The sequence below is a fragment of the Cellulomonas flavigena DSM 20109 genome, from assembly GCF_000092865.1.
Classification (GTDB): domain Bacteria; phylum Actinomycetota; class Actinomycetes; order Actinomycetales; family Cellulomonadaceae; genus Cellulomonas; species Cellulomonas flavigena.
In genome coordinates this window covers 3,841,568-3,862,346 of the sequence record NC_014151.1, presented here as the reverse complement: position 1 = coordinate 3,862,346, position 20,779 = coordinate 3,841,568, and the positions used below count along the sequence as shown (strand labels likewise).

At 75.4% G+C, this 20,779-nt stretch carries 21 protein-coding genes and 1 riboswitch; of the genes, 14 read left to right on the top strand and 7 right to left on the bottom strand.

Annotation, left to right across the window (positions count from 1 at the left end; genetic code table 11):
* Positions 1–657, bottom strand: a complete 657-nt coding sequence (locus CFLA_RS17460; RefSeq protein ID WP_013118670.1) for a LysE family transporter — start codon at positions 655–657, stop codon at positions 1–3.
* On the bottom strand, positions 654–1,235 hold the full coding sequence (locus CFLA_RS17455) for a GNAT family N-acetyltransferase (protein WP_013118669.1): 582 nt from the start codon (positions 1,233–1,235) through the stop codon (positions 654–656). Before CFLA_RS17455 ends, CFLA_RS17460 begins: the two co-directional genes overlap by 4 nt.
* 115 nt (positions 1,236–1,350) lie before the next feature.
* Here CFLA_RS17455 and CFLA_RS17450 point away from each other — a divergent pair, with 115 nt between their 5' ends.
* Together CFLA_RS17450 and CFLA_RS17445 are read left to right on the top strand one after the other, a co-directional pair.
* The gene (locus tag CFLA_RS17450) at positions 1,351–2,697 is read left to right on the top strand and encodes an AI-2E family transporter (RefSeq protein ID WP_013118668.1); all 1,347 of its coding nucleotides are present in this window, start codon (positions 1,351–1,353) and stop codon (positions 2,695–2,697) included.
* Between the two features lie 153 nt (positions 2,698–2,850).
* Positions 2,851–3,543 carry a PadR family transcriptional regulator gene (locus CFLA_RS17445; RefSeq protein WP_013118667.1) on the top strand — a complete coding sequence of 231 codons (693 nt, stop codon included), beginning with the start codon at positions 2,851–2,853 and terminating at the stop codon, positions 3,541–3,543.
* 40 nt (positions 3,544–3,583) lie between these two features.
* On the opposite strand, the gene aroD is transcribed toward CFLA_RS17445, so the two are convergent.
* Both aroD and CFLA_RS17435 read right to left on the bottom strand, forming a co-directional pair.
* Entirely contained in the window at positions 3,584–4,372 is a 789-nt protein-coding gene (gene aroD, locus CFLA_RS17440; protein ID WP_013118666.1) for a type I 3-dehydroquinate dehydratase, read from the bottom strand.
* 92 nt (positions 4,373–4,464) lie between these two features.
* On the bottom strand, positions 4,465–5,022 hold the full coding sequence (locus CFLA_RS17435; protein WP_148234416.1) for an ATP-binding protein: 558 nt from the start codon (positions 5,020–5,022) through the stop codon (positions 4,465–4,467).
* Between the two features lie 283 nt (positions 5,023–5,305).
* Between CFLA_RS17435 and CFLA_RS17430 the strand changes: the two genes are divergently transcribed.
* Positions 5,306–6,151, top strand: a complete 846-nt coding sequence (locus CFLA_RS17430) for an LLM class flavin-dependent oxidoreductase (RefSeq protein ID WP_013118664.1) — start codon at positions 5,306–5,308, stop codon at positions 6,149–6,151.
* A gap of 27 nt (positions 6,152–6,178) precedes the next feature.
* On the opposite strand, the gene CFLA_RS17425 is transcribed toward CFLA_RS17430, so the two are convergent.
* On the bottom strand, positions 6,179–6,880 hold the full coding sequence (locus CFLA_RS17425; protein WP_013118663.1) for a GNAT family N-acetyltransferase: 702 nt from the start codon (positions 6,878–6,880) through the stop codon (positions 6,179–6,181).
* 250 nt (positions 6,881–7,130) lie between these two features.
* On the opposite strand from CFLA_RS17425, the gene CFLA_RS17420 reads away from it, so the two are divergent.
* From CFLA_RS17420 to CFLA_RS20600, 6 genes are all read left to right on the top strand, one after another.
* A complete protein-coding gene (locus CFLA_RS17420; RefSeq protein WP_013118662.1) occupies positions 7,131–9,110 on the top strand; it encodes a penicillin-binding transpeptidase domain-containing protein in 1,980 nt (659 codons plus the stop codon).
* Between the two features lie 52 nt (positions 9,111–9,162).
* On the top strand, positions 9,163–10,140 hold the full coding sequence (locus CFLA_RS17415; RefSeq protein ID WP_013118661.1) for an aldo/keto reductase: 978 nt from the start codon (positions 9,163–9,165) through the stop codon (positions 10,138–10,140).
* Positions 10,141–10,237: 97 nt separating this feature from the next.
* Complete coding sequence (locus CFLA_RS17410) at positions 10,238–12,526, top strand: SpoIIE family protein phosphatase (RefSeq protein WP_043599279.1); 2,289 nt, start codon at positions 10,238–10,240, stop codon at positions 12,524–12,526.
* On the top strand, positions 12,523–13,122 hold the full coding sequence (locus CFLA_RS17405; RefSeq protein WP_013118659.1) for a 1-acyl-sn-glycerol-3-phosphate acyltransferase: 600 nt from the start codon (positions 12,523–12,525) through the stop codon (positions 13,120–13,122). Before CFLA_RS17410 ends, CFLA_RS17405 begins: the two co-directional genes overlap by 4 nt.
* Before the next feature lie 34 nt (positions 13,123–13,156).
* The gene (locus CFLA_RS17400) at positions 13,157–13,327 is read left to right on the top strand and encodes a CsbD family protein (RefSeq protein ID WP_013118658.1); all 171 of its coding nucleotides are present in this window, start codon (positions 13,157–13,159) and stop codon (positions 13,325–13,327) included.
* A 186-nt stretch (positions 13,328–13,513) separates the two neighbouring features.
* Positions 13,514–13,588, top strand: a riboswitch (cyclic di-GMP riboswitch).
* A 14-nt stretch (positions 13,589–13,602) separates the two neighbouring features.
* Positions 13,603–13,740, top strand: a complete 138-nt coding sequence (locus tag CFLA_RS20600; protein ID WP_013118657.1) for a hypothetical protein — start codon at positions 13,603–13,605, stop codon at positions 13,738–13,740.
* 79 nt (positions 13,741–13,819) lie between these two features.
* Here the strand turns inward: CFLA_RS20600 and CFLA_RS17395 are convergent, their stop codons facing one another.
* The gene (locus CFLA_RS17395) at positions 13,820–16,441 is read right to left on the bottom strand and encodes a flippase-like domain-containing protein (RefSeq protein ID WP_013118656.1); all 2,622 of its coding nucleotides are present in this window, start codon (positions 16,439–16,441) and stop codon (positions 13,820–13,822) included.
* A 157-nt stretch (positions 16,442–16,598) separates the two neighbouring features.
* Here CFLA_RS17395 and CFLA_RS17390 point away from each other — a divergent pair, with 157 nt between their 5' ends.
* Positions 16,599–16,820, top strand: a complete 222-nt coding sequence (locus tag CFLA_RS17390; RefSeq protein ID WP_013118655.1) for a hypothetical protein — start codon at positions 16,599–16,601, stop codon at positions 16,818–16,820.
* A 106-nt stretch (positions 16,821–16,926) separates the two neighbouring features.
* Here the strand turns inward: CFLA_RS17390 and CFLA_RS17385 are convergent, their stop codons facing one another.
* Positions 16,927–17,775 (bottom strand): CPBP family intramembrane glutamic endopeptidase, encoded by an 849-nt coding sequence (locus CFLA_RS17385; protein WP_013118654.1) that lies wholly within the window; start codon positions 17,773–17,775, stop codon positions 16,927–16,929.
* A gap of 129 nt (positions 17,776–17,904) precedes the next feature.
* Between CFLA_RS17385 and CFLA_RS17380 the strand changes: the two genes are divergently transcribed.
* From CFLA_RS17380 to CFLA_RS17365, 4 genes are read left to right on the top strand one after another with little or no spacing between them, the layout of a single operon-like run.
* Positions 17,905–18,648 (top strand): hypothetical protein, encoded by a 744-nt coding sequence (locus CFLA_RS17380; protein WP_081449733.1) that lies wholly within the window; start codon positions 17,905–17,907, stop codon positions 18,646–18,648.
* Entirely contained in the window at positions 18,645–18,950 is a 306-nt protein-coding gene (locus CFLA_RS17375; RefSeq protein ID WP_013118652.1) for a transcriptional regulator, read from the top strand. Before CFLA_RS17380 ends, CFLA_RS17375 begins: the two co-directional genes overlap by 4 nt.
* On the top strand, positions 18,947–19,924 hold the full coding sequence (locus tag CFLA_RS17370) for an ABC transporter ATP-binding protein (RefSeq protein ID WP_013118651.1): 978 nt from the start codon (positions 18,947–18,949) through the stop codon (positions 19,922–19,924). Before CFLA_RS17375 ends, CFLA_RS17370 begins: the two co-directional genes overlap by 4 nt.
* Positions 19,921–20,736 carry an ABC transporter permease gene (locus tag CFLA_RS17365; RefSeq protein ID WP_013118650.1) on the top strand — a complete coding sequence of 272 codons (816 nt, stop codon included), beginning with the start codon at positions 19,921–19,923 and terminating at the stop codon, positions 20,734–20,736. Before CFLA_RS17370 ends, CFLA_RS17365 begins: the two co-directional genes overlap by 4 nt.
* The last annotated feature ends 43 nt before the right edge of the window (positions 20,737–20,779 follow it).

Sequence of the window (20,779 nt, the reverse complement as noted above, 5' to 3'; positions counted from 1 at the left end):
TCAGCCCGCGAGCGCGGTGCGCAGCGCGAGCGCGAGCACGACGAGAGCGCCCACGACCGCCGTCCACCGCCGCCCGCGCGGACCGGTCAGCCGGGCCCCGGCCCACGCGCCGGCGCTGCCGAGCAGCAGCTGCCACGACGCCGACGCGGCGAACGCCGCGAGCACGAACGCCACCCGGTGCGCGGGGGTGGTGAGGGTCGTCGTGGCGGCGCCGGACGTCAGGGCGACGAAGTAGACGACCGTCGCGGGGTTGAGCGCCGTCGCGGCGACGACCAGCGTGAAGGCCCGCGACGGCGTCATCCCGGGGGCGTCCGGGGCTGCCGGCGACGGGCCGGCGTCCGACGGGCGCAGCGCCGGGCGCAGCAGCAGCACGGCGACGACCACGAGGACGACCGCCGCCGTCCACCGCACGGGCGCGGCCGCGCGCACGAGCACCGGGGCGAGCGCCGAGCCGAGCACGACGGCGAGCGTCGCGTACACCCCGTCGACGACCGCTGCGCCCATGGCGCCGGCGCACCCGACGCGCCGTCCGTGGTGGGCGCCGAGCAGCACGAGCAGCACCCCCACGGCTCCCACGGGCACGGCGATGCCCCAGCCCGCGAGCAGACCGCCGAGCAGCGCGGGCCCCAGGTCGAGGCCCGGTCCGGCAGCGGTCACGACGCGCCCGTCGGTGCGGGCGGCGTGCGGGAGCCGTCGCCGAGCGGCCGCTGCACGAGCGTGACGTCCCGCCACGCGCCGTGCTTGTGGCCGACGCCGCGCAGCGTCCCGACGACCTCGAAGCCCAGGGACGCGTGCAGGCCCGCGCTGGCCGGGTTGGGCTCGGTGTACCCGGCGACGGCCTGGCGGTAGCCGAGCGCGGCGAGCCGCTCGAGGAGCGCGGTGTACAGGGCCCGGCCCGCGCCGGTGCGCCGCCGCCCGGGCTCGAGGTACACGCTCGTGCCACACGCCCAGCGGTACGCGGCGCGTGCCGCGTACGGCGCGGCGTAGGCGTACCCGACGACGCGGCCCGCGCCGGGCGAACCGGTGGGCAGCTCGGCGACCAGCCAGGCGTGCGTCGCGAGCGACGCGGTGATGCGGTCCGCCATCTGCGCCGTCGTCGGGGGTTCGGCCTCGAACGACACGGTCGTGTCCCGCACGTACGGCGCGTAGACCGCCGCGCACGCGGCCGCGTCGGCCACGGTCGCGTCGCGGACCCGCACCGGCAGGTCCGCGGGGGTGAGGGCGTCGGGCGCCATGACGGGGACCCTAGCCCTCACGCGGCCCTCGGGTGGGTGCGCGGACCTAGGGTGTGCCCTGGGGCACGCCGACGCGTCGCTCGCCGCACTCCACCGACGTCCGCGGAGGACACCAGTGACGACCGACGACACGACGACCACCGCCGGGGGGCCCGCGCCCGCCGCGCCCGGCATGCAGCCGGTCTTCGGCGCTCCGACGGCGCCGGGCGACGAGGGCACGCGCCCGCTGCAGCACGACGCCCGCCGCCCGCCGCGGTGGTGGGGCAAGGGCCTGGCCATGGCGGTCGTGGCGGTGTTCGTCGGGATCTTCGCGTGGGACGCGCTCGGGGCGCTGCAGGGCCTGCTGGTCAACCTGCTGATCGCGTTCTTCCTGGCCCTCGCGCTGGAGCCGATCGTGGTCTGGCTCGTGCGGCACGGGTGGAAGCGCGGCGGTGCCGCGGCGGCCGCGCTGCTGGGCGGGCTGGTGGTGACGCTGGTCGTCTTCGCGCTGTTCGGCAACCTCTTCGTGCAGCAGCTCGTGCAGCTCGTCAAGAACGTGCCGACGCTCTACACGTCCGCGCAGGAGATGGTCGAGGAGCGCTTCGCGGTCCAGGTGCCGGAGGTGGACGACCTGCTGCGCCAGGGGGCGGAGGAGTGGGGCTCGGAGGTCGCGTCCGGTGCGCTGCTCGTGGGCACGACGATCATCGGCGGGCTGTTCGCGACGCTGACGATCATGCTCGTCACGTACTACCTGCTCGCGGCGGGGCCGAAGTTCCGGGCGTCGATCTGCCGCTGGCTGACGCCGAACCGGCAGCAGGAGGTGCTGCGCCTGTGGGAGGTCACACAGGCCAAGGTCTCCGACTTCATCACCACGCGCATCGTGCTGGCGGCGGTCGCGACGGTGGCGACGTTCGTCTTCCTCGCGGTCCTCGGCACGCCCTACTCGCTGCCGCTCGCGCTGTTCACGGGTGTGGTCTCGCAGTTCGTGCCGACGATCGGCACGTACATCGGCGGTGCGCTGCCCGTCGCGGTGGCGCTCACGTCGCAGGGGGTGCCGCAGGCGCTCGGGGTGCTCGCGTTCATCCTCGGCTACCAGCAGGTCGAGAACCTGTGGCTCGCACCGAAGGTGTCCGCGCGGGCGCTGGAGATGAACGCGGCCGTGTCGTTCGTCGTGGTGCTGGCGTTCGGGGCGGTCTTCGGGGCTCTCGGGGCGTTCCTCGCCCTGCCGATCGCGGCGACGATCCAGGCGGTGGCGAACACCTACGTGCAGCGGCACGAGCTGGTGCAGTCGCACATGCTGCACGACCCGGGTGAGACCCCAGGGTCGTCGTCGGCCGCGGCGACGTCGGCCGCGGTGACGTCGGGCGCGGCGACGTCGGGCGCGGCGACGTCCGGCGCGGCGACGTCGGACCCGGCCGACGACGCGCCCGCCGACGACTCGTCCGCGGGCGACGACGCACGGGGTGGCGCGCCGTCCGTGTGACGGCTGCCGACCTGCGACGTGCCGAGCGCGCGGTCCGCCGACAGGCGGGCCGCGCGCTTCGTCGTCCCGGGACGCGGGAGCGTCCGGCTCTGGCGAACGATCGATGTTCGGCGTACTGTGCCGATATATCGGGGAACATCTCAGGAGGACATCATGCGGAACTTCCCCCACCGCCCCGGGGCCGACGGACGCCCCCCACGCCGCAGCCCCCGGCCCGGCCCCGACGCAGCCGATCGCGACGACCCGCGCGGCGGACCGTGGCACGGCGGCCCGTTCGGCGCCGGCGGTCCTCTCGGGCCCGCGGTCCCGTTCGGTCCCGGCGGCCCGTTCGGCGTCCGCGGTCCGCTCGGCCCCGGCGGTCCGCTCGGCCCCGGCGGCCCGTTCGGTCCTCGCGGACGCCGCGGACGTGCGCGCAAGGGCGACGTCCGCGCCGCGATCCTGCAGCTGCTCGCCGAGTTCCCCTCCAACGGGTACGGCCTCATCAAGGCGATCGGCGAGCGCACCGGCGGCCTGTGGCGTCCCAGCCCGGGCTCGGTGTACCCGACGCTGCAGCAGCTCACCGACGAGGGTCTCGTCACGCCGACGGACGCGGGCAGCGCCCGCACCGAGTACACGCTGACCGAGGAGGGGCGCGCGTACGTCGAGGCGCACCCGGACGAGCTCGCGGCCGCGTGGGGCCCCGCCGCACAGCGCTGGGAGGAGCACGGCGACCTCATCGAGGCGTCGGGCAAGCTCCTCGGCGTGCTGCGTCAGGTCGGTGCCGAGGGGACCGCCGAGCAGCGCGAGCGCACGGTGCAGAAGCTCGACGAGCTGCGCCGCGACCTCTACCGGATGCTCGGGGAGTAGCGGGACGCCCCGGGGTGCCGTCGCGGGGGACGTCGCCCGCTCACGCGCCGTCGGGAGCGTGCAGCAGGGGCAGGACCTCGCGCAGCACCGCCGCGTCGACCTGCCCCGGGGCGCTCGCGGTGCCGACGCTCGCGAACGTCATGGCCGAGCCGAAGACGCCACCCGCGAGCCGCGTCACGAGTCCCAGGCGGCCCATCGCCACCGTCACCACGGGCCGGTCGGCGTCGCGCGCGAACGTGCGCGTCGCCGTGAGCAGCGCGAGCACGTCGTCCGCGTCGTGCGGCATGACCGCGACCTTGCACACGTCGGCGCCCAGGTCGCGCTGCCGGCGCAGCACGGCGACGACCTCCCCGGCGGCGGGCGTCGCGTCGAAGTCGTGGTGGGAGACGACGACGGCCAGCCCGGCGGCGTGGGCGCGCGCCACGAGCGCCGCTGCGCCGGGAGCGGCGAGCTCGACGTCCACCGCGTCGGCGACGGGCGCGCCGTGCGGACCGCCCGCGACGGCGTCGACCACCGTGGCGTACGCCGCGTCGTCCGCCGGTTGCGCACCGCCCTCGCGGGCCGACCGGAACGTCGCGAGCAGCGGCACGCCGTCCGGGAGCGCGGCGCGCACCGCACCGACGGCGGCGTGCACGACGCCCGGGTCGCCCGCGGCGCCGACGAGGTGGTCGAGACGCAGCTCGACGACGTCCGCCATCCCGGCGGGGATCGCCCGGGTGGCCCGCGCCGCTGCGTCGGGGTCCGGTGCCACGACCGGCACGCACACCAGCGGGACCGCGCCGCCCAGGACCGCGCCGCGCAGCCGCAGCACGCCGTCGCTCGTCGTCATGGAGCGATTGTCGCCGCAGGCGCGCCCGCGTGCGGCGCGCGTCCGGGCCGTGGCGTCCGGGGTGCCGGCGGGCCGCCGCCGGGCGACCGGTGTCAGGCGACCGGCGCGACGCCGAACGTCGCCCACACGTGCTTGCCCGTCGAGTCCGTCCACCAGCCGACGCCCGTCGACAGCCGCTGCGCGATCTGCAGGCCGAAGCCGCCCGCCCCGGGCTCGCGCCCCGCGGCGACGAACGGCGCGTGCGCGGCGTCGCCGTCGGACACCACGACGAGCACCTCGCGGCCGTCGACGAGGAGCTGCACGTGCGCCGGCGCCCGGCCGTGCGCGAGGGCGTTGGTCGCGAACTCCGACGTGACGAGCACGACGTCGTCGGCGGTCGCCTCGCTCCCGCCCGAAGGGGTGACGGACGCGGCGAGCTGCTCGCGCAGGTCGCCGCGCATGCCGCGCAGGTCCTCAGCCTGCTCGACGAGCCAGCGCCGCACCGGCAGGTACCGGTCCGGGGGTCGGCCCGTGGTCAGCGACCGCCCGCCGGCGCCCTGCGCGAGGGCGTCGTCCGGGGGCAACGTCGCAGGTGGGGCGGGTGTGCGCCCGTCCCTCGAGGTGCCGGCGTCGAAGGTACCGGGGGTCGTGAGCCGGTACTCGTCGCTCATGTCCTGCACCCCCTCTCCCTCCGTCACGTCGTGCCCGCCCGCCCCTCGTGGATCGCGGGTGGTCCCGCGTTCTCGGCCACGGTAGGCGCCCGCGCGCGATCCCACCACCGAGGGTGGGCCTCGCGGTGTGCCCGCTCGCGCGTGCGGGAGGCTACCGAACCACGGCGGGGAGCGGTGTCGGTGGCCGCCGGTAGCGTCGCGAGGCGGACGGCACGAACGGGTCGTGACTCGCCGGCGGGAGCGGGTGAAGTCGCGCGGGAAACCCTCGGCGAGGAGGTCGCTGGTGAAGATCGGGTTCGTCGGCACGTACGGGACGGTGCAGGAGCTCGTCGACCTCGCGGTCGACGCCGAGGAGCACGGGTGGGACGGGTACTTCACGTGGGACGGCGTGGACCTCGACGGCATGCCGGCGTGGGACCCGTTCGCGGTGCTGGCCGCCGCGGCGGTGCGCACCGAGCGCGTCACGCTCGGGGCGCTGGTCTTCGCGCTCGCGCGCCGCCGACCGTGGGTCTTCGCCAAGCAGGCGGTGACGGTCGACCACCTGTCGGGCGGGCGGCTCGTCCTGCCGGTGGGTCTCGGTGTCCCGACGGACGGCGCCGTCGCGGCGGTGACCGGGGAGGCGACGACGCTGCGCGAGCGCGCCGAGCGGTTCGACGACGCGCTCGCGGTGCTCGACCGGTCGTTCGCCGGTGAGCGGTTCGACGTGGCCGGCACCCACCTGCGGGTCGAGGGCATGCGGCTCGTGCCGACGCCGGTGGCCCGGCCGGACGGGCGCACACGCATCCCGCTGTGGGTGGTGGGTGCCTTCCCGTCCGAGCGTTCGATGGGCCGTGCGCTGCGGCACGACGGCGTCGTGGCGCAGTACCGCGGGGAGCGCGCGCAGGAGGGGATCAGCCCGCAGGACGCCGCCGAGATGGTCGCCTGGGTGACGGAGCGTCGTGGGGCCGGCGCGGGCCCGTTCGACGTCGTGCTGCACGACGCCCTGCCCACCGACCGCGGCGAGGCGTCGGAGCTGCTCGCGGCCTACGAGGAGGCGGGCGTCACGTGGTTCGTCGACGCGCTGTGGGACCCGGCGGTCGGTACCGCGGACGTCCAGCGGGCGCGTGTCCGCACGGGGCCGCCGCGGTAGCGGGCGCCCCGCGGAGTGCGCCGCAGGTCAGGCGACGGGCCGGACGGGGCCCGGCACCGGATCGTTCCCGGCGGTCGTCGCCGCGGGCCGCGACATCGGGTGGATGAGCGGCCCGCCGGGCGCGACGGGGACCGGCGGGTGCGCCTCGGTGTACCCGCGCTGCGCGTAGTAGCCGACGTTCTCCTCGTTGGTCGTCTCCAGGTACGACCGCGCGCCCTGCGCGTCGAGGTGCTCGAACAACGCTCGCAGGAGCATGCTGCCGCGCCCCGCGCGCTGCAGGTCCGGCCGCACGCCGAACGCCTCGACGTACCACGCGTCGCCGGGGACGCCGCGGGAGGTCAGCTCGCCGAAGCGGATGATCCCGAGGCTGTGCTCCCGTGTGTGCGCCGCGATGCGCGCGAGCCGGTGGGCCTGGCGCCACCAGCGCCCGGGGGTCATGGGGTACGTGCCGGGCCCGTACAGCGCCAGGACGCCCGTGACCTCGTCACCGAGCTTGGTGACGAGCACGCGGCCGTGACGCAGCCCGTCCGCGAGCGTCATCCGGTACACCTGGCGCAGCTCGTGCTCGCGACGCGCGGCGACGGGGAACAGGTAGGTGTAGCCCGGGTCCGGTGCGAGGGCGGCGGCGAGGACCCCGGCCGCCTGCAGGCGGTCGCGGTCGTCGAGCTCACCGACGGTGTCAGGCGGCTCGGGCCGTCGCGGTCTCAGGAACGTCCCCCCGGTGCTCATGGACGAATGCAATCCCGGACGTGCGTCCAGCTGCAACCGATCCGCCGGATTTGGCCCGGGTGATGGTCCAACCACGTGTCCAGGACGGGTGCCCGAGTGGGGAGGAGAGGTGAAGATCAGCGCAAACCATGCCCGCGGGTGAGGGCCGGGGTGACAGGCTCGGGCGATCCTGCGCGGACGGGGCGCCCGAGCGCGCCCGCACGGCCGCGGTCGGCTGCGACGACGCAGGGCGCGACAGGAGGACACGACGGTGCGTGCGGAGCGGACGACGGTGCGGCGCCAGGGCCCACGACGGGTGCTGGCGGGTGTGGTGCTGGCACTGTCGGGCGTGACTCTCCAGGCGTGCAGCGCGAGCGTGCCCGACGCGCGGCCCGCCGCCGAGGCGCTCGCCGCGGCCCTGGGGTCCGGCGACTTCACGGCGGTGCCGCTCGCCCCCGACGCACCGGCGCCCGACGAGCTCGCCGCGACCCGCACGGCCGTCGTCGACGGGCTGGGCCGGGCCACGGCGACCGTCGACGTCGGCGACGTCGAGGTCGCGGAGGACGAGCTGACGGCCACCGCGCCCCTCGAGGTCACGTGGGACCTGCCGTGGGTGGAGCAGGACTGGACGTACACCGCGACCGCGCAGCTCGTGCGTGACGAGGAGGACGAGGAGCAGCCGTGGCGCGCACGCTGGGCGCTGTCGCTGCTGGCGCCGGACCTGACGACGGGTGAGAGCCTGACGCTCGTGCGCCGGCCCGCCGAGCGCGGTGCCGTGCTCGGCCAGGGCGGCACGCCGCTGGTGGAGAAGCGACCCGTGTCCCGCATCGGCATCGACAAGCAGCGCCTGGCCGAGACCGGTGGCGACGCCGACGCGGCGGCCCGCGGCCTGGCGACCGCGCTCGGCATGGACCCCGAGGCGTACGCGCAGCGCGTCGCGAGCGCGGGCCCGCAGGCGTTCGTCGAGGCGATCGTCGTGCGCGCGGGCGACGCGTCGTACGACCTCGTCGCGCTCGGCGACCTGCCCGGCGTGAACCTCGTGCCCGACGAGCTGCCCCTGGCACTGACGCGCACGTTCGCGCGCGCGATCCTCGGCACGGTCGGCGACGCGACCGCCGAGATCGTCGAGGCGTCGGACGGGGAGGTCGTGGCGGGGGACAAGGCGGGCCTGTCCGGGCTGCAGCGCCAGTACGACACCCAGCTGCGCGGCACCCCGGGCGTCGTCGTCACGGCGGTGGGCCAGAGCGGCGCCGAGCGGGTGCTGCTCGACGTCCCGCCGGTCGACGGCGAGCCCTTGCAGACGTCGATCGACCCCGCGCTGCAGCAGCGCGCGGAGGACGTGATCGGTGCGCTCGTGCCGGCCTCGGCGATCGTGGCGGTCCGCCCGTCGACGGGTGAGGTGCTCGCCGCCGCGAACGGCCCGGGCAGCGGGGGGCTGTCCACCGCGACCGTGGGGCAGTACGCGCCAGGCTCGACGTTCAAGGTGGTGAGCGCGCTGGCGTACCTGCGCGGCGGGCTGACGCCGGAGTCCGCGGTGAGCTGCCTGCCGTCGATCACGGTCGACGGGCGGACCTTCCAGAACTTCCCCGGGTACCCGGCCGCCGCGCTCGGCGACGTGCCGTTCCGCACGGCCTTCGCGAACTCCTGCAACACGGCGTTCATCGCGGCGCGCGACCTGGCCGCCGACGGAGGGCTGCTCGCCGCCGCGCGCTCGCTGGGCCTGGAACCGGCGGCCGAGCTCGGGTTCCCGGCGTTCCTCGGCACGGTCCCGGACGACGCGTCCGCCACCGCGCACGCGGCGTCGGTCATCGGTCAGGGCGAGGTGCTCGCCTCGCCCCTGGGCATGGCGACCGTCGCGGCGTCGGTCGCCGCGGGCCGCACCGTCGTCCCCATCCTGGTGACGCCGGGCGCCGACTCCGCAGCACCCGACGGCGCCGTCTCCGACGCGCCGAGCGACGACGCCACGACGCTGCCGCCGGCCACGCCCCTGACGGCTCCGGAGGCCGAGGCGCTGCGCACGATGATGCGCGCCGTCGTCACCGAGGGCGGCGCCGGCCTGCTCGCGGACCTCCCGGGTGAGCCGGTGCTCGCCAAGACCGGCACCGCCCAGTTCGGCACGGACGCGGACCTGCGCAACCACGCCTGGATGATCGCGATCCAGGGTGACCTGGCGGTCGCGGTGTTCGTGGGCGAGGGGGACTACGGTTCGACGACGGCCGGCCCGCTCCTCGAGGCGTTCCTGGCCGGCTGAGCACGCGCGCGCCCGCGCCGCGCCGCGCACGACACCGACGTCGGGAGGGACGATGACCCTGCGCCACGTGCCCGGAGGTCCCGGGTGGCTCCGCCCCCTGCCGGGGACGGGACTGACCGTGAGCGCGCTCGCGCTGGGCGGCAGCCCCCTGGGGAGCATGCCGGGGAACTACGGGCACGAGGTCTCGCCGGAGCGCGGCATCGACACCGTGCGCGCGGCGCTGCACAGCGACATCCGGTTCATCGACACGTCCAACGGGTACTCGGGCGGTGAGAGCGAGCGGCGCATCGGTGCGGCGCTGACGGCGGCCGGCGGTGTGCCGCCCGGGTACGTCGTGGCGACCAAGGTCGACCCGGAGGGCAGCGACTACTCCGGCGAGCGCGTGCGCCGCTCGGTGCTCGAGTCGCGCACCCGGCTCGGGCTGGACCACCTGCCGCTGGTGCACCTGCACGACCCGGAGTTCCACGAGTTCGACGACCTCACGGGCCCGGACGGCGCCGTCGAGGCGCTCGTCGAGCTGCGCGAGTCCGGTGTCGTGGGAGCTGTCGGCCTCGCGGGCGGGCGCGTGCAGGAGATCGCCCGGTACCTCGCGCTCGGTGTCTTCGACGTGCTGCTCGTCCACAACCGGTGGACGCTCGTGGACCGCTCGGCGGGCGCGATCATCGCCGAGGCCCGGTCCCGGGGCATGGGGGTGCTCAACGCGGCGGTCTACGGCGGTGGCCTCCTCGCGCGCCCGGCCGGTGCGTGGGGGTCCTACGGCTACCGGCCCGCGCCGGAGCCGGTGCTGTCGGCGGTCGACGCGATGCGGGACGTCTGCGCGGCGCACGGCACGGACCTCGCGACCGCCGCGCTGCAGTTCTCGCTGCGCGACGAGCGGTTCGCCTCGACGATCGTGGGCATGTCCCGGCCCGAGCGCGTCGAGCAGACGCTCGCCGCCGCGGCCGCCGAGCTGCCCGACGTGCTGTTCGACGAGCTCGAGACGCTGGTGCCGCCGGCCGAGGCGTGGCTGGACGCGCCCTTCGAGCGCTGACGGGCCCGGACTGCACGCCGTCGCGTGCTGCCGCAGACCGGCATCGACTAGCCTTCACCGTCGACGTGGACGCGCTCGGCGCGTCGGGGACGGGAGCGTGCAGGTGGCGGACGAGTCGAGCACGGCGGTGCCCGTCGCGCCGCCCGCGGTCGACCTCGACACGTGCGCGGACGAGCCGATCCGCATCCCCGGCTCGGTGCAGCCGCACGGTGTGCTGCTGGCCCTGTCCGAGCCGGACCTCGTGGTGCGCCACGTCTCGGCGAACGTCGCGGACCTCACGGGCGTGGACGTCGACGACGCGGTCGGGGCGCCGGTGGCGGACGTGCTGGGCGAGTCGGCGGCCGCGGCGCTGCGCACGCACGTGCGCACGTTCGGGGACCTGCGTGCCCGCAACCCGCTGAGCGTCGACCTGCCCGGCCCGGTCCTCGCCGACGCGATCCTGCACCGGGTCGCGCTGGGCGGCCGCACGCTGCTGGTGGTCGAGGTCGAGGTCGCCCGCGGGCCGCGCCCCTTCTCGTTCCCGAACACGTACCAGTCCGTGCGTGGGGCGCTCGAGCGGCTCAACCGCGCCGACGGGCTCGAGCAGCTCTACGACGCGGCTGCGCAGGAGGTCCGCGACCTGACGGGCTTCGACCGCGTGATGGTCTACCGGTTCGACGCGGACCACAACGGCGAGGTCGTCGCCGAGGCGCGCCGGGGTGACCTCAACTCGTTCCTCGGCCTGCACTACCCGGCCTCGGACATCCCCGCGCAGGCCCGCGCGCTGTACGAGACCAACTGGATCCGCCTCATCCCGGACGTGTCCTACACCCCGGCGCGGCTGGTCCCGGCGTTCGACGCGACGTCCGGCGAGCCTCTGGACCTCACGCACTCGGTGCTGCGCAGCGTCTCGCCGGTCCACCTCGAGTACCTCGGCAACATGGGCGTGCGCGCCTCGATGTCGATCTCGCTGCTGCGCGACGGCAGGCTGTGGGGACTCATCGCGTGCCACCACTACGCCGGTCCGCACCTCGTGCCGTTCGGTGCGCGCGCCGCCGCGGAGTTCCTCGGCTCCGCGCTGTCGCTGCGGCTGGTCGCGCGGGCGCAGGACCGCGAGCTGGAGCGGGAGCTGGCCGCGCAGGCGGAGATCGCGCGCCTGCTGCCGGAGGCACGGGACCCGGACCGCGGGCTCGCCGAGGCGCTCGCCGGGAAGGACCCCGGCCTGCTGTCGGTCGTGCCGGCGCACGGCCTCGTCGTGGTCGCCGACGGGCAGACGGCCACCGCCGGCGAGGCGGACGTCGACGTCGACGCGCTGCGCGCGTGGGTGCTGTCCCGGCCGGACCCGGTGACCGTGCGCACCGCGATCGGGCGGACCGATCCCGAGCTGGCGGCGGCCCTGCCGGACGTGGCGGGGGTGCTGGCGGTGCGGCTGCCGGACGACCAGGTCGTCGTGTGGCTGCGGCAGGAGCACGTGCGGGACATCTACTGGGGCGGCGACCCGCAGAACAAGGCGATCGCGCACCGCGAGGGTGCCGACGTGCGGCTGAGCCCGCGCAAGTCGTTCGAGCGGTGGCGCGAGGTCGTGCGTGGGCGCTGCGAGCCGTGGGCGCCGGAGCACGTGCGGGCCGTCGAGGACCTGCGCACCCGGCTCCTCGAGGTCGTCATCGTGCGCAACCGGTGGCAGGTGGCCGCGGCGCACACCGTGCAGCTCTCGCTGCTGCCGCGCCGCCTGCCGGTGGTGCCCGGGTGGGCGATGCAGGCGCGGTACGTACCGGCGGCCGGCGGGCGCGTCGGCGGTGATTGGTACGACGCGCTCGAGCTCCCGGACGGCCGGTTCGCGGTGGTCGTCGGGGACGTCGCGGGCCACGGTCTGGGTGCGGCCGCGGCCATGGGCCAGCTCCGCAACGCGCTGCGGGCGTACCTCATGCGGTGCAGCGACGTGCACGAGGCGCTCGTCGACCTCGACGAGCTCGCGCGCCGCACGATGCCCGACGAGATGGCGACGGTCGTCGTGGCCGTCGTGTGCCCGCGGACGGGCGAGGTGCTCATCGGTGCCGCGGGGCACCCGCGCCCGCTGCAGCTCACGCCCGACGGCGGGGCGGAGCTGGTGTCGATGCCGGTGGACCGCCCCGTCGGCGTCGGGTCGGGCGACCCGCCGGTGACCCGGCTGCACGTCGCGCCCGGCGGTGGGATGGTGCTGTACAGCGACGGCCTCGTGGACTCGCGCAGCACGGCGCTCACGGAGGGGATCGACCGGCTGGTCCGGCAGTTCGACCGGCCCGACCCGCGGGTGCCGGTCGACATCGACGAGGTCGTCGCGGACTGCTCCGACCCGGACTCGAAGGACGACATGACGCTGCTGCTGCTGTGCCGCGACGCCGACCTGCCCGCGGGGACGACGCCGTGAGCGTGCGTCGCGCGGTGGCGCGGGCATTCTGGCGCGTGAGCAGGTGGGAGCTGCGCACCGAGCGGGTGCCGCGTGGCGGCGCGGGCATCCTCATCGGCGCGCCGCACACGTCGAACTGGGACTTCGTCCTGATGCTGGGGATCGCGTGGGAGCAGGATCTGCCGTTCCGGTGGCTGGGCAAGCACACGCTGTTCCAGGGCCCGGCGGGCCCGATGATGCGTGCGCTGGGCGGCATCCCGGTGGACCGGCGGGACCCCGCGGGCCTCGTGGACGACCTGGTGGCGCGCATGGCTGCCGGTGAGCGGTTCTACCTCGTCGTGACGCCCGAGGGCACGCGGTCCGGCTCCGGGTGGAAGTCGGGCTTCTACCGCATCGCTCGGGCGGCGAACCTGCCGGTGACCCTGGGGTACGTGGACCGCACGACGATGACGACGGGCCTGGGGCCGACCATCGAGCTGACCGGTGACGTGCGCGCGGACATGGACGTCGTGCGGGCGTTCTACGCCGACAAGTCGGGTGTCGTGCCCGCACGCCGCACCGAGCCGCGCCTGCGGGACGAGGGCGCTCCGGATGCGGGCTCGCCGGACGCGACCTAGCGTCGTGGGGACCACCGATGAAGGGAGTCCCCCCATGGGCCTGGACGACAAGCTGAAGAACTCCGCGCAGGAGGCCGGCGGCAAGGCGAAGGAGGCCGTGGGCAAGGCGACGGGCGACGAGGAGCGCGAGGCCGAGGGCCGCGCGGACCAGACGTCGGCCAACCTCAAGCAGGCCGGCGAGAGCGTCAAGGACGCCTTCCGCTGACCCACCGCACGACCTCCGGGACGAGGCCCGGTCACCCGAACGGACGGGTGGCCGGGCCTCGCACCACCCGATCCGCCCGCGCGCCGCGTCCCAGGTACCGGCCGTCCGGGTGAATTGGGCCGGTGTCCAGGACAAGTGACCCGGACACCTTCCGTTCCTCGTGAGAGCCGTCTAATGTCTGACTTGTCAGCGAAACGGCAAACCCTCCGCAAGGAGGGGACGCAAAGCCACGGGACCCACGCGGTCAGCCGGGCTACCGAACGAAGGGGTTCGTCATGGACCAGCGCAACTCGGCCGCAGAGCCGCACGAGGTCCGGCCGCAGGTCATCCCGCTCGGCCGCTGGGCAGCCATCGCCGCCCGCCTCGAGGCTTCCGTGAGCGTCCCCGCGCAGCGCGACGCGCTCGCCGCCTGAGCCACCGGCTCACGCACCAGCCACCGGCCCCCGTCGTCCGCCCCCGGCACGACGGGGGCCGTGCTGTGCCCCGGTCGGCTCAGAGCTCGCCGACGCGCTGCAGGTAGCGCATCGCGACCCAGCCGAGGGGGATGCGCAGCCAGAAGGTCAGCAGGCGGAACAGCAGCGCCACCGTGTAGGCGACACCGATGTTGGTGCCGGTGAACCCGGACAGGCCGGCGGCCAGCGCCGTCTCGACGGTGCCCATGCCGCCCGGGGTGGGGATGAGCGCGCCGGCGGTGTTGCCCGTGAGGTACACGAGCGCCACCTGCACCAGCGAGGCCTCCTGGCCGAGCGCGACGAGCGCGGCGTCGAACGCGAGCACGTAGCCCATCGTCATGAGCACGTTGCCGAAGACCGCGAGCGCGAGCCGCCACGGCTGCCCGACGACCTCGATGAGGCGCGGCAGCGTCTGCCGGAACGTCGGTCCGACCGTGCGCTGCACCCAGGTGCGCACGCCGGGGAACAGCAGCGCCACGCCGACGGCGGCGGCGACGACCGCGATGACGATGAGCACGGCCGGGGGCACGGAGAACGGCGTGGGGGACTGCACGCCCGACGTCACGGTGAGCACGAGCAGCAGCAGCAGCGTGGTGACGAACTGGCTGACCTGCACGAGCGCCACGGTCGCGCCGGCGAGGGACGCGCTGACGCCGCGGCGCGTGAGCATGCGCAGGTTGAGCGCGGCGGGGCCGATGCCGGCCGGCGCGGCGAGCGCGACGAAGGTCGCGGCGGACTGCACGAGCGTCGCGCGCCACACGGACAGGCGCACGGGCGAGAACGCGACGAACGCGAGCGCCGCGCCCACGAGGGTGAGGAGCCCGAGACCGAACGCGAGCACCGAGAACCGCCAGTCGCTGCGCGCGAGCACGGGCCCGATCTGCGCGACGTTGACGGACGCGAGGACGACGAAGACCGCGACGACCGTGAGCACGATGGTGAGCAGCGTGCGGGCGCCGAAGCGCACGATCTGCGCGGGCTGCACGTCCGCCTCGGGGATGCGCGCCACGAGCGCGGAGCGCAGCTCGGCGAGGATCTCCTTGTGGGCGCGCATCTCCTCACGCGTGCGGCGGGGGAGCGCGACGGTCTGCAGGAGCGGACCGATGCCGTCGATGTCGTCGTCCGGGAGCATCGCGGCGGCCGACGCGACGGCGCGGGCCGCGCCCACACGCAGCGCGAGCAGCGCGAGCAGCTGCATGGTGTCCATGCGTCGCGCGAGCTCCGACGACGCGACGTCCCCCTGCTCCCACGCCGTGATCCAGACGCGGGGCGCGCCGGGTCGCTGGTCGACGAGGACCACGTCGGCGGTGAGGGCGCGGTGCGCGATGCCCGCGGCGTGCGCGAGGCGCAGCTGTTCCCAGATCGCCTGCAGGTCGTCGTCCCCGATGTCCTCACGCGTGAGGTCCGACAACGGCACGGCCGCGTCGGTGCTCTCCTGCAGCAGGAGCATCGAGTCCTCGGCCTCGGCGATGCTCAGCAGCTGCGGGGTGCGCACGCCGGCGGCGCGCGCGGCGTAGGAGAGCAACGCGGCACGTTCGGTGGCGCGCCGCAGCGACAGCGCGGAGCGGCCCTCGAGGCCGCGGAGCCGCAGGCTGCGCCACAGCCGGGTGAGCATGCCGACGACCTGCCGGTCGCCGTCGAAGACGATGAGGTCGAGGTGCCGGCCGTCGTCGGTGGTGACGTCGTAGACGCGGTCGCCGGAGGCCCGCACGAGCGCGAGCTGCGCGGGTGTCGCCGGCGGCAGCATCGCGAGCGCGTCCTGCGTGGCGAGGGTGCGGTCGGCGTCGAGCGCGGGGTCGGGGACGCGTACGACGTCCGCGGGTTCGACGCCGGCGCGTCGGATGCCCGCGAGCAGCGCGTCACCGTAGGCCCGCTCGGGGTCGACGCCGCCGAGGTAGCGCACGCCGAGCCCGGCGACGCGCCCGACGAGCAGGGACAGCCCCAGCCCGGGCAGGGAGCCGGCGGCGGTGATGAGCACGACGCCCGTCGTCAGCCACAGCAGGTTCCAGGACCACGCCACGCTGCGCCGGCGGCCGCGCGGCCCGGCGACGGTGAGCAGGCCCGTGAGCATCGCGGTGTACTCGGGGATCGTCAGGCGCCACTGGCCGCCGAGCCGTACCGACAGGCCCTGCACGAGCTCGGCGGAGCCGAACGTGAGGAACGTCCAGTGCAGCGCGGCGACGACGACCATGGCGCCGGCGGCCGCGAGGACCGCCTGCAGGAGCTGGCGGCCCAGGCGTCGCAGCGCGAGCTCGGTGAGCACCGCGATGGGCACGACGACGGTGGTGAAGCCGACGAGCACGTTGACGGGGACGAACAGGATGCGCCGCAGCAGCGTCGCGAAGCCCTGCACGTCCTCGGCGACGCCGGTGGTGGTGTTCTGCGCGTACGTCGCGAGGACGACGACGACGACGGCGAGCAGCGTCGTCAGCGTCGCGCCCAGCAGGTCGCTGGGGTGGTGGACGCGCGGTGGGCGCACGTCCTGCACGTCCACACGGGAGCGCACGGCGCGCACGGGCGAGGTCGGCGGTGACGTGTTCGTGCCGTCCGGGACGGTGCGGGCGGGGGTCGCGCTGGTCGTGGGCGCCTCGCGCGCGGTGGCGGGTCCGGGGGCGGCGTCGACGTCGGCACCGTCGGGTGCTGGCGTCGACGAGGCGTGCATGCTGGCGAGTCTAGGCAGCGGACCTGCGCGCGCTCGTCCTCCTCGCGGTGGGTCGTGCAGGTCCGCGTCTCATCCTCGAGGGTCAACATGTGTTGACGTGCGACGCGCCGTGCGTCAACCTGTGTTGACGACGTCGCACCCACCCAGGAGTTCCACGATGCCCCAGGAGGAGGCCGACATGGCCGCACTGGTCGCCCGCGCCGAGGACGACGACCCGCTCGGCGCCCTGCTCGCCCTGCACCGCCTGCGCACCGAGGTCGACCGTCGCGAGGCCGTCGCCGTGCGACGCGCGCGGGCCGCGGGGGTCCCGTGGGCCGCGATCGCCACGATGCTCGGCGTCAGCAAGCAGGCCGTCCACCGCAAGTACGGCCGCCGCTGACCCCGCCCGCCTGATCGGATCGCCCTCTCACGCGGAAGCCCCCGCCTCCCGCGAGAGAGTGATCGATCCACCCCCTTCGGGCGCGAGCGGTCGATCGAGCCCCGCGTCACGTGATGCCGACGGCCTCCAGCCACTCCTCGGGCAGCACCGCGTACCCGACGAAGGCGACCACGTCGAGCGCGGTGTGCGCGACGACGAGCGGCATGACGCGCCGGCGACGGCGGTAGTACTCCGCGAACACGACGCCCATGACGACGTTGCCGACGAACGGGCCCCACCCCTGGTACAGGTGGTACGCGCCGCGCAGCAGCGCGCTCGCGGCGATGATCGCCGGCGTGCCCCAGCGCATCTCGCGCAGCCGTTCCATGAGGTAGCCGACGGCGACGACCTCCTCGAGCAGCGCGTTCTGCAGCGCCGCGAGCACCAGTACGGGGATCGTCCACCACGCGGCGTTCAGCGCGGACGCCTGCACCTCGACGGTGATCCCGAGCGCGCGCCCGGCCACGTACAGCCCGAGCCCGGGGATGCCGATGACGCCGGCGAGGCCGAGCCCGACCCCGAGGTCGCGCCAGGGGCGCGCGCCGTCCAGGCCGATGCGCCGCACCGCCGAGCGGCCGTTCGCGGACAGCAGGTACAGCGCGAGCGCGACGGGCAGCAGCGCGAACCCGATCGACAGCAGCTGGTAGGTGAGGTCGAGGTACGGGCGCGGCGACTGGCTGGGGTTCAGCGTCGTCGACTGGTCGGCGAGCGGTGGCCCGGCGGTGAGCTTGGCGACGAGCGAGACGACGGCGTAGACCGCGGACCGCCCGAGCGACAGGCCGAGCACGATCCAGATCTCCGCGCCCAGCCGGCGGCGGACGGCGCGCTCGCCGGGTGGCGGTGCCCCGGCGCGCCCGTCGCGGGTCGTCGGCGTGCCGGTCGGCTCCTCGCCGTCGACGGCCGGTGCGCTGCTCACCGGGGCAGCGTAGACGGCGCCGCCGGGGATCCGACCGGGCGTGCTGCTCCCGCGCGCGGTGCGGACGTCCGGTTCGTCGGGTCTTGACGCCCAGGGCGCCGGGCGGGCAAAGTAGTTTGCATCGCAAAGTTGATCGCGCCGCGCACCGCGGCGTGGTTCCCGGACGACGCGACGCAGGACGACGAGGACGGAGGACGCGCGGTGGACGACACGCAGCGGCCGGGAGGAGTCCACCCGGAAGGCATTCCCGAGGACGACGTCGACGACGCACCGCTCGACCCGCGCGCCGGGCTCGCGATCGTCGCCGCCCAGCAGCGTCGCGTGCGGGAGTCGGAGATCGACGACCGCCTGCTCTTCGGGGTCTGGGGCGTCGCGTGGCTCGTCGGCTACGCGGTGCAGTGGCGGACCGCCGTGAGCTCCGGGACCCGAACCTCCACGGGGCAGGGCGGCCTGGCGTTCGCGATCATCGCGCTCGTCGCGCTCGCCATCACCCTCGTGCACATCACGGTCGCCAGCCGGGGCGTGGCCGGCGTCAGCAAGCAGGCCGGCGCGATGTTCGGCATCGCCTGGAGCATCGGCTTCACCGGCCAGGGGCTGATCGTCGCCGGCGTCGCCCGCGCCGACGCGTCGCCCGAGGTCATCGCGATCGTCGCCAACGGCGCCGCGTGCCTCGTCGTCGGCCTGCTGTACATGGCCGGAGGTGCCGTCTGGCGCCAGCGCGCGCTGTTCTTCATCGGTGCGTGGATGATCGCGACCGCTGCCGCGGCGAGCCTGGTCCCGATGCCCGGCGGCTACCTCGTCATGTCGCTCGCCGGTGGCGGCGGCCTGCTCGCCGGCGCCGTCATCACGGAGATCTACCGGCGGCGCGCGTGAGCGAGGTCGAGCTCGACCCCGTCATCCACTCGGCGTCCCGCCTGCGGGTCGTCGCCACCCTCGCCGCACTCGAGCGCGGGGACCGCGTCTCCTTCCCCCGGCTGCAGAAGCTCCTCGACATGACCGCCGGGAACCTGTCCACGCACCTGCGCCGCCTCGAGGCCGCCGGGTACGTCACCCAGACCAAGACGTTCAGCGGGCGCACGCCCGCCACGTACGTCGAGCTGTCCACCGCCGGGCGCGCCGCGTTCGAGCGCTACACCCACACCCTCTCCGAGCTGCTCAAGGGAGCACAGGAATGACCACCGCGACCCACGCCACCGCCCCGGCGGTGCTCGTCGAGCACGTCACCCGGCGCTTCGGGCCCGTCACCGCGCTCGACGACGTCTCCCTGCAGGTCGAGCACGGCGAGATCGTCGGCCTGCTCGGCCCCAACGGCGCCGGCAAGACGACCCTGCTGTCCCTGCTCGGCGGCCTGCGCGCCCCCGACGAGGGCACCGTGCGGCTGTTCGGCCGCAACCCCCGCGACCCGGCCGCCCGCACGTCGCTGGGCACCACGCCGCAGGAGACGGGGCTGCCGCAGACCCTCAAGGTCCGCGAGGTCGTCGACTTCGTCGCCGGGCACTACACCGACCCCATGCCGCGTGCCGAGGTGCTCGAACGGTTCGGGCTCACCGACATGGCCGAGAAGCAGACCGGTGCGCTGTCCGGCGGGCAGAAGCGCCGCCTGGCCGTCGCGCTCGCGCTCGTCGGCCGCCCCCGGCTCGTGCTGCTCGACGAGCCGACCACCGGCCTCGACGTCGAGGCGCGCCACGTGCTCTGGGACGCGCTGCGGACGTACCACGCGGACGGCGCCACCGTGATCGTCACCAGCCACTACCTCGAGGAGATCGAGGCGCTGGCCGAGCGCGTGGTGGTGGTCGCAGAGGGGCGGGTGCTCGCGGACGACCGCCTCGCGCGCGTCCTCGACCTCGTCGCCGCGCGCCGCATGACCCTCACCGTCGACGGCACGGGGGACGACCTCACGGCACTGCCAGGTGTGCAGAGCGTCCGCGAGCGGCACCCCGCGCCCGCCGGCACGCGCGTCACGCTCGTCGCGTCCGACGCCGACACGGCCGTGCGCGCCCTCGTCGGCAGCGGCACGGCGTTCCGCGACCTCGAGGTGCGCGGCGCCTCGCTCGAGGAGGCATTCCTCGCCCTGACGTCCCGCGGCGTCGACCCCGCGGCCGGGCTCGCGCCCGCCGCCCCGACCCTCGTCCCGGAGGTGACCCGATGAGCACGACCGCGCCGCCCGTCGACCTGCCCGCAGTCCCCCGCCCCGACCGTCCCGCACTGCGGCCCTGGGTCTCGCTCGCGGCGCTGCACGCCCGCTACCAGGTCCTCGAGACCGTCCGCGTGCCCATCGCCGTCCTCGGCAACCTGCTGTTCCCGGCGCTCGCGCTCCTGTTCTTCGTCATCCCGCAGAGCTCGATCACGCAGCACCCGCTCGCGTCGGTGGCCGCGATCGCGCAGCTCGGCACGTTCGCGATCATGTCCGCCTGCCTGTTCACGCACGGCGCCGGCGTCGCCGAGGACCGCGCCCAGCCGTTCGACACGTTCGTCCGGACGCTGCCGGCCCGTCCCGGCCCACGGCTCGCCGGGCGCGTGCTCAACGGGCTGCTGTGGGCGTACCTCGCGCTCGTGCCACCGGTCCTCATCGGCGCGCTGTTCACCGCCGCCACCATCACGCCGCTGCGTGCCCTGGGCGCCGTCGCCATGGTCGTGGCGGTCGCCGTGCCGTTCACGCTGCTCGGCCTGGCGATCGGCTACGCCATGTCCACCAAGGCGGCGCTCGCGGTCGTGCAGGCCGTGCTGTTCCCGCTCGCGTTCGCCGGAGGGCTGTTCATGCCGCCCGAGGTGTTCCCGCGCTGGCTCGACGTCGCCTCGCAGGCCTTGCCCTCGCGGGCGGCCCGGGACCTCGTCATCCAGGTGACCACCGGCGTCGAGGGCGGCGGGCTGGCCCTGCCGGTGCTGCTCGCGTGGACCGCGGTGTTCGCCGCCCTCGCCGTCTGGGCGGTCCGCCGCGACGAGGGCCGCCGCTTCCACTGACCGGCGCAGCCCACACGCGCCGACCGGGACACGAGTCCTCGTT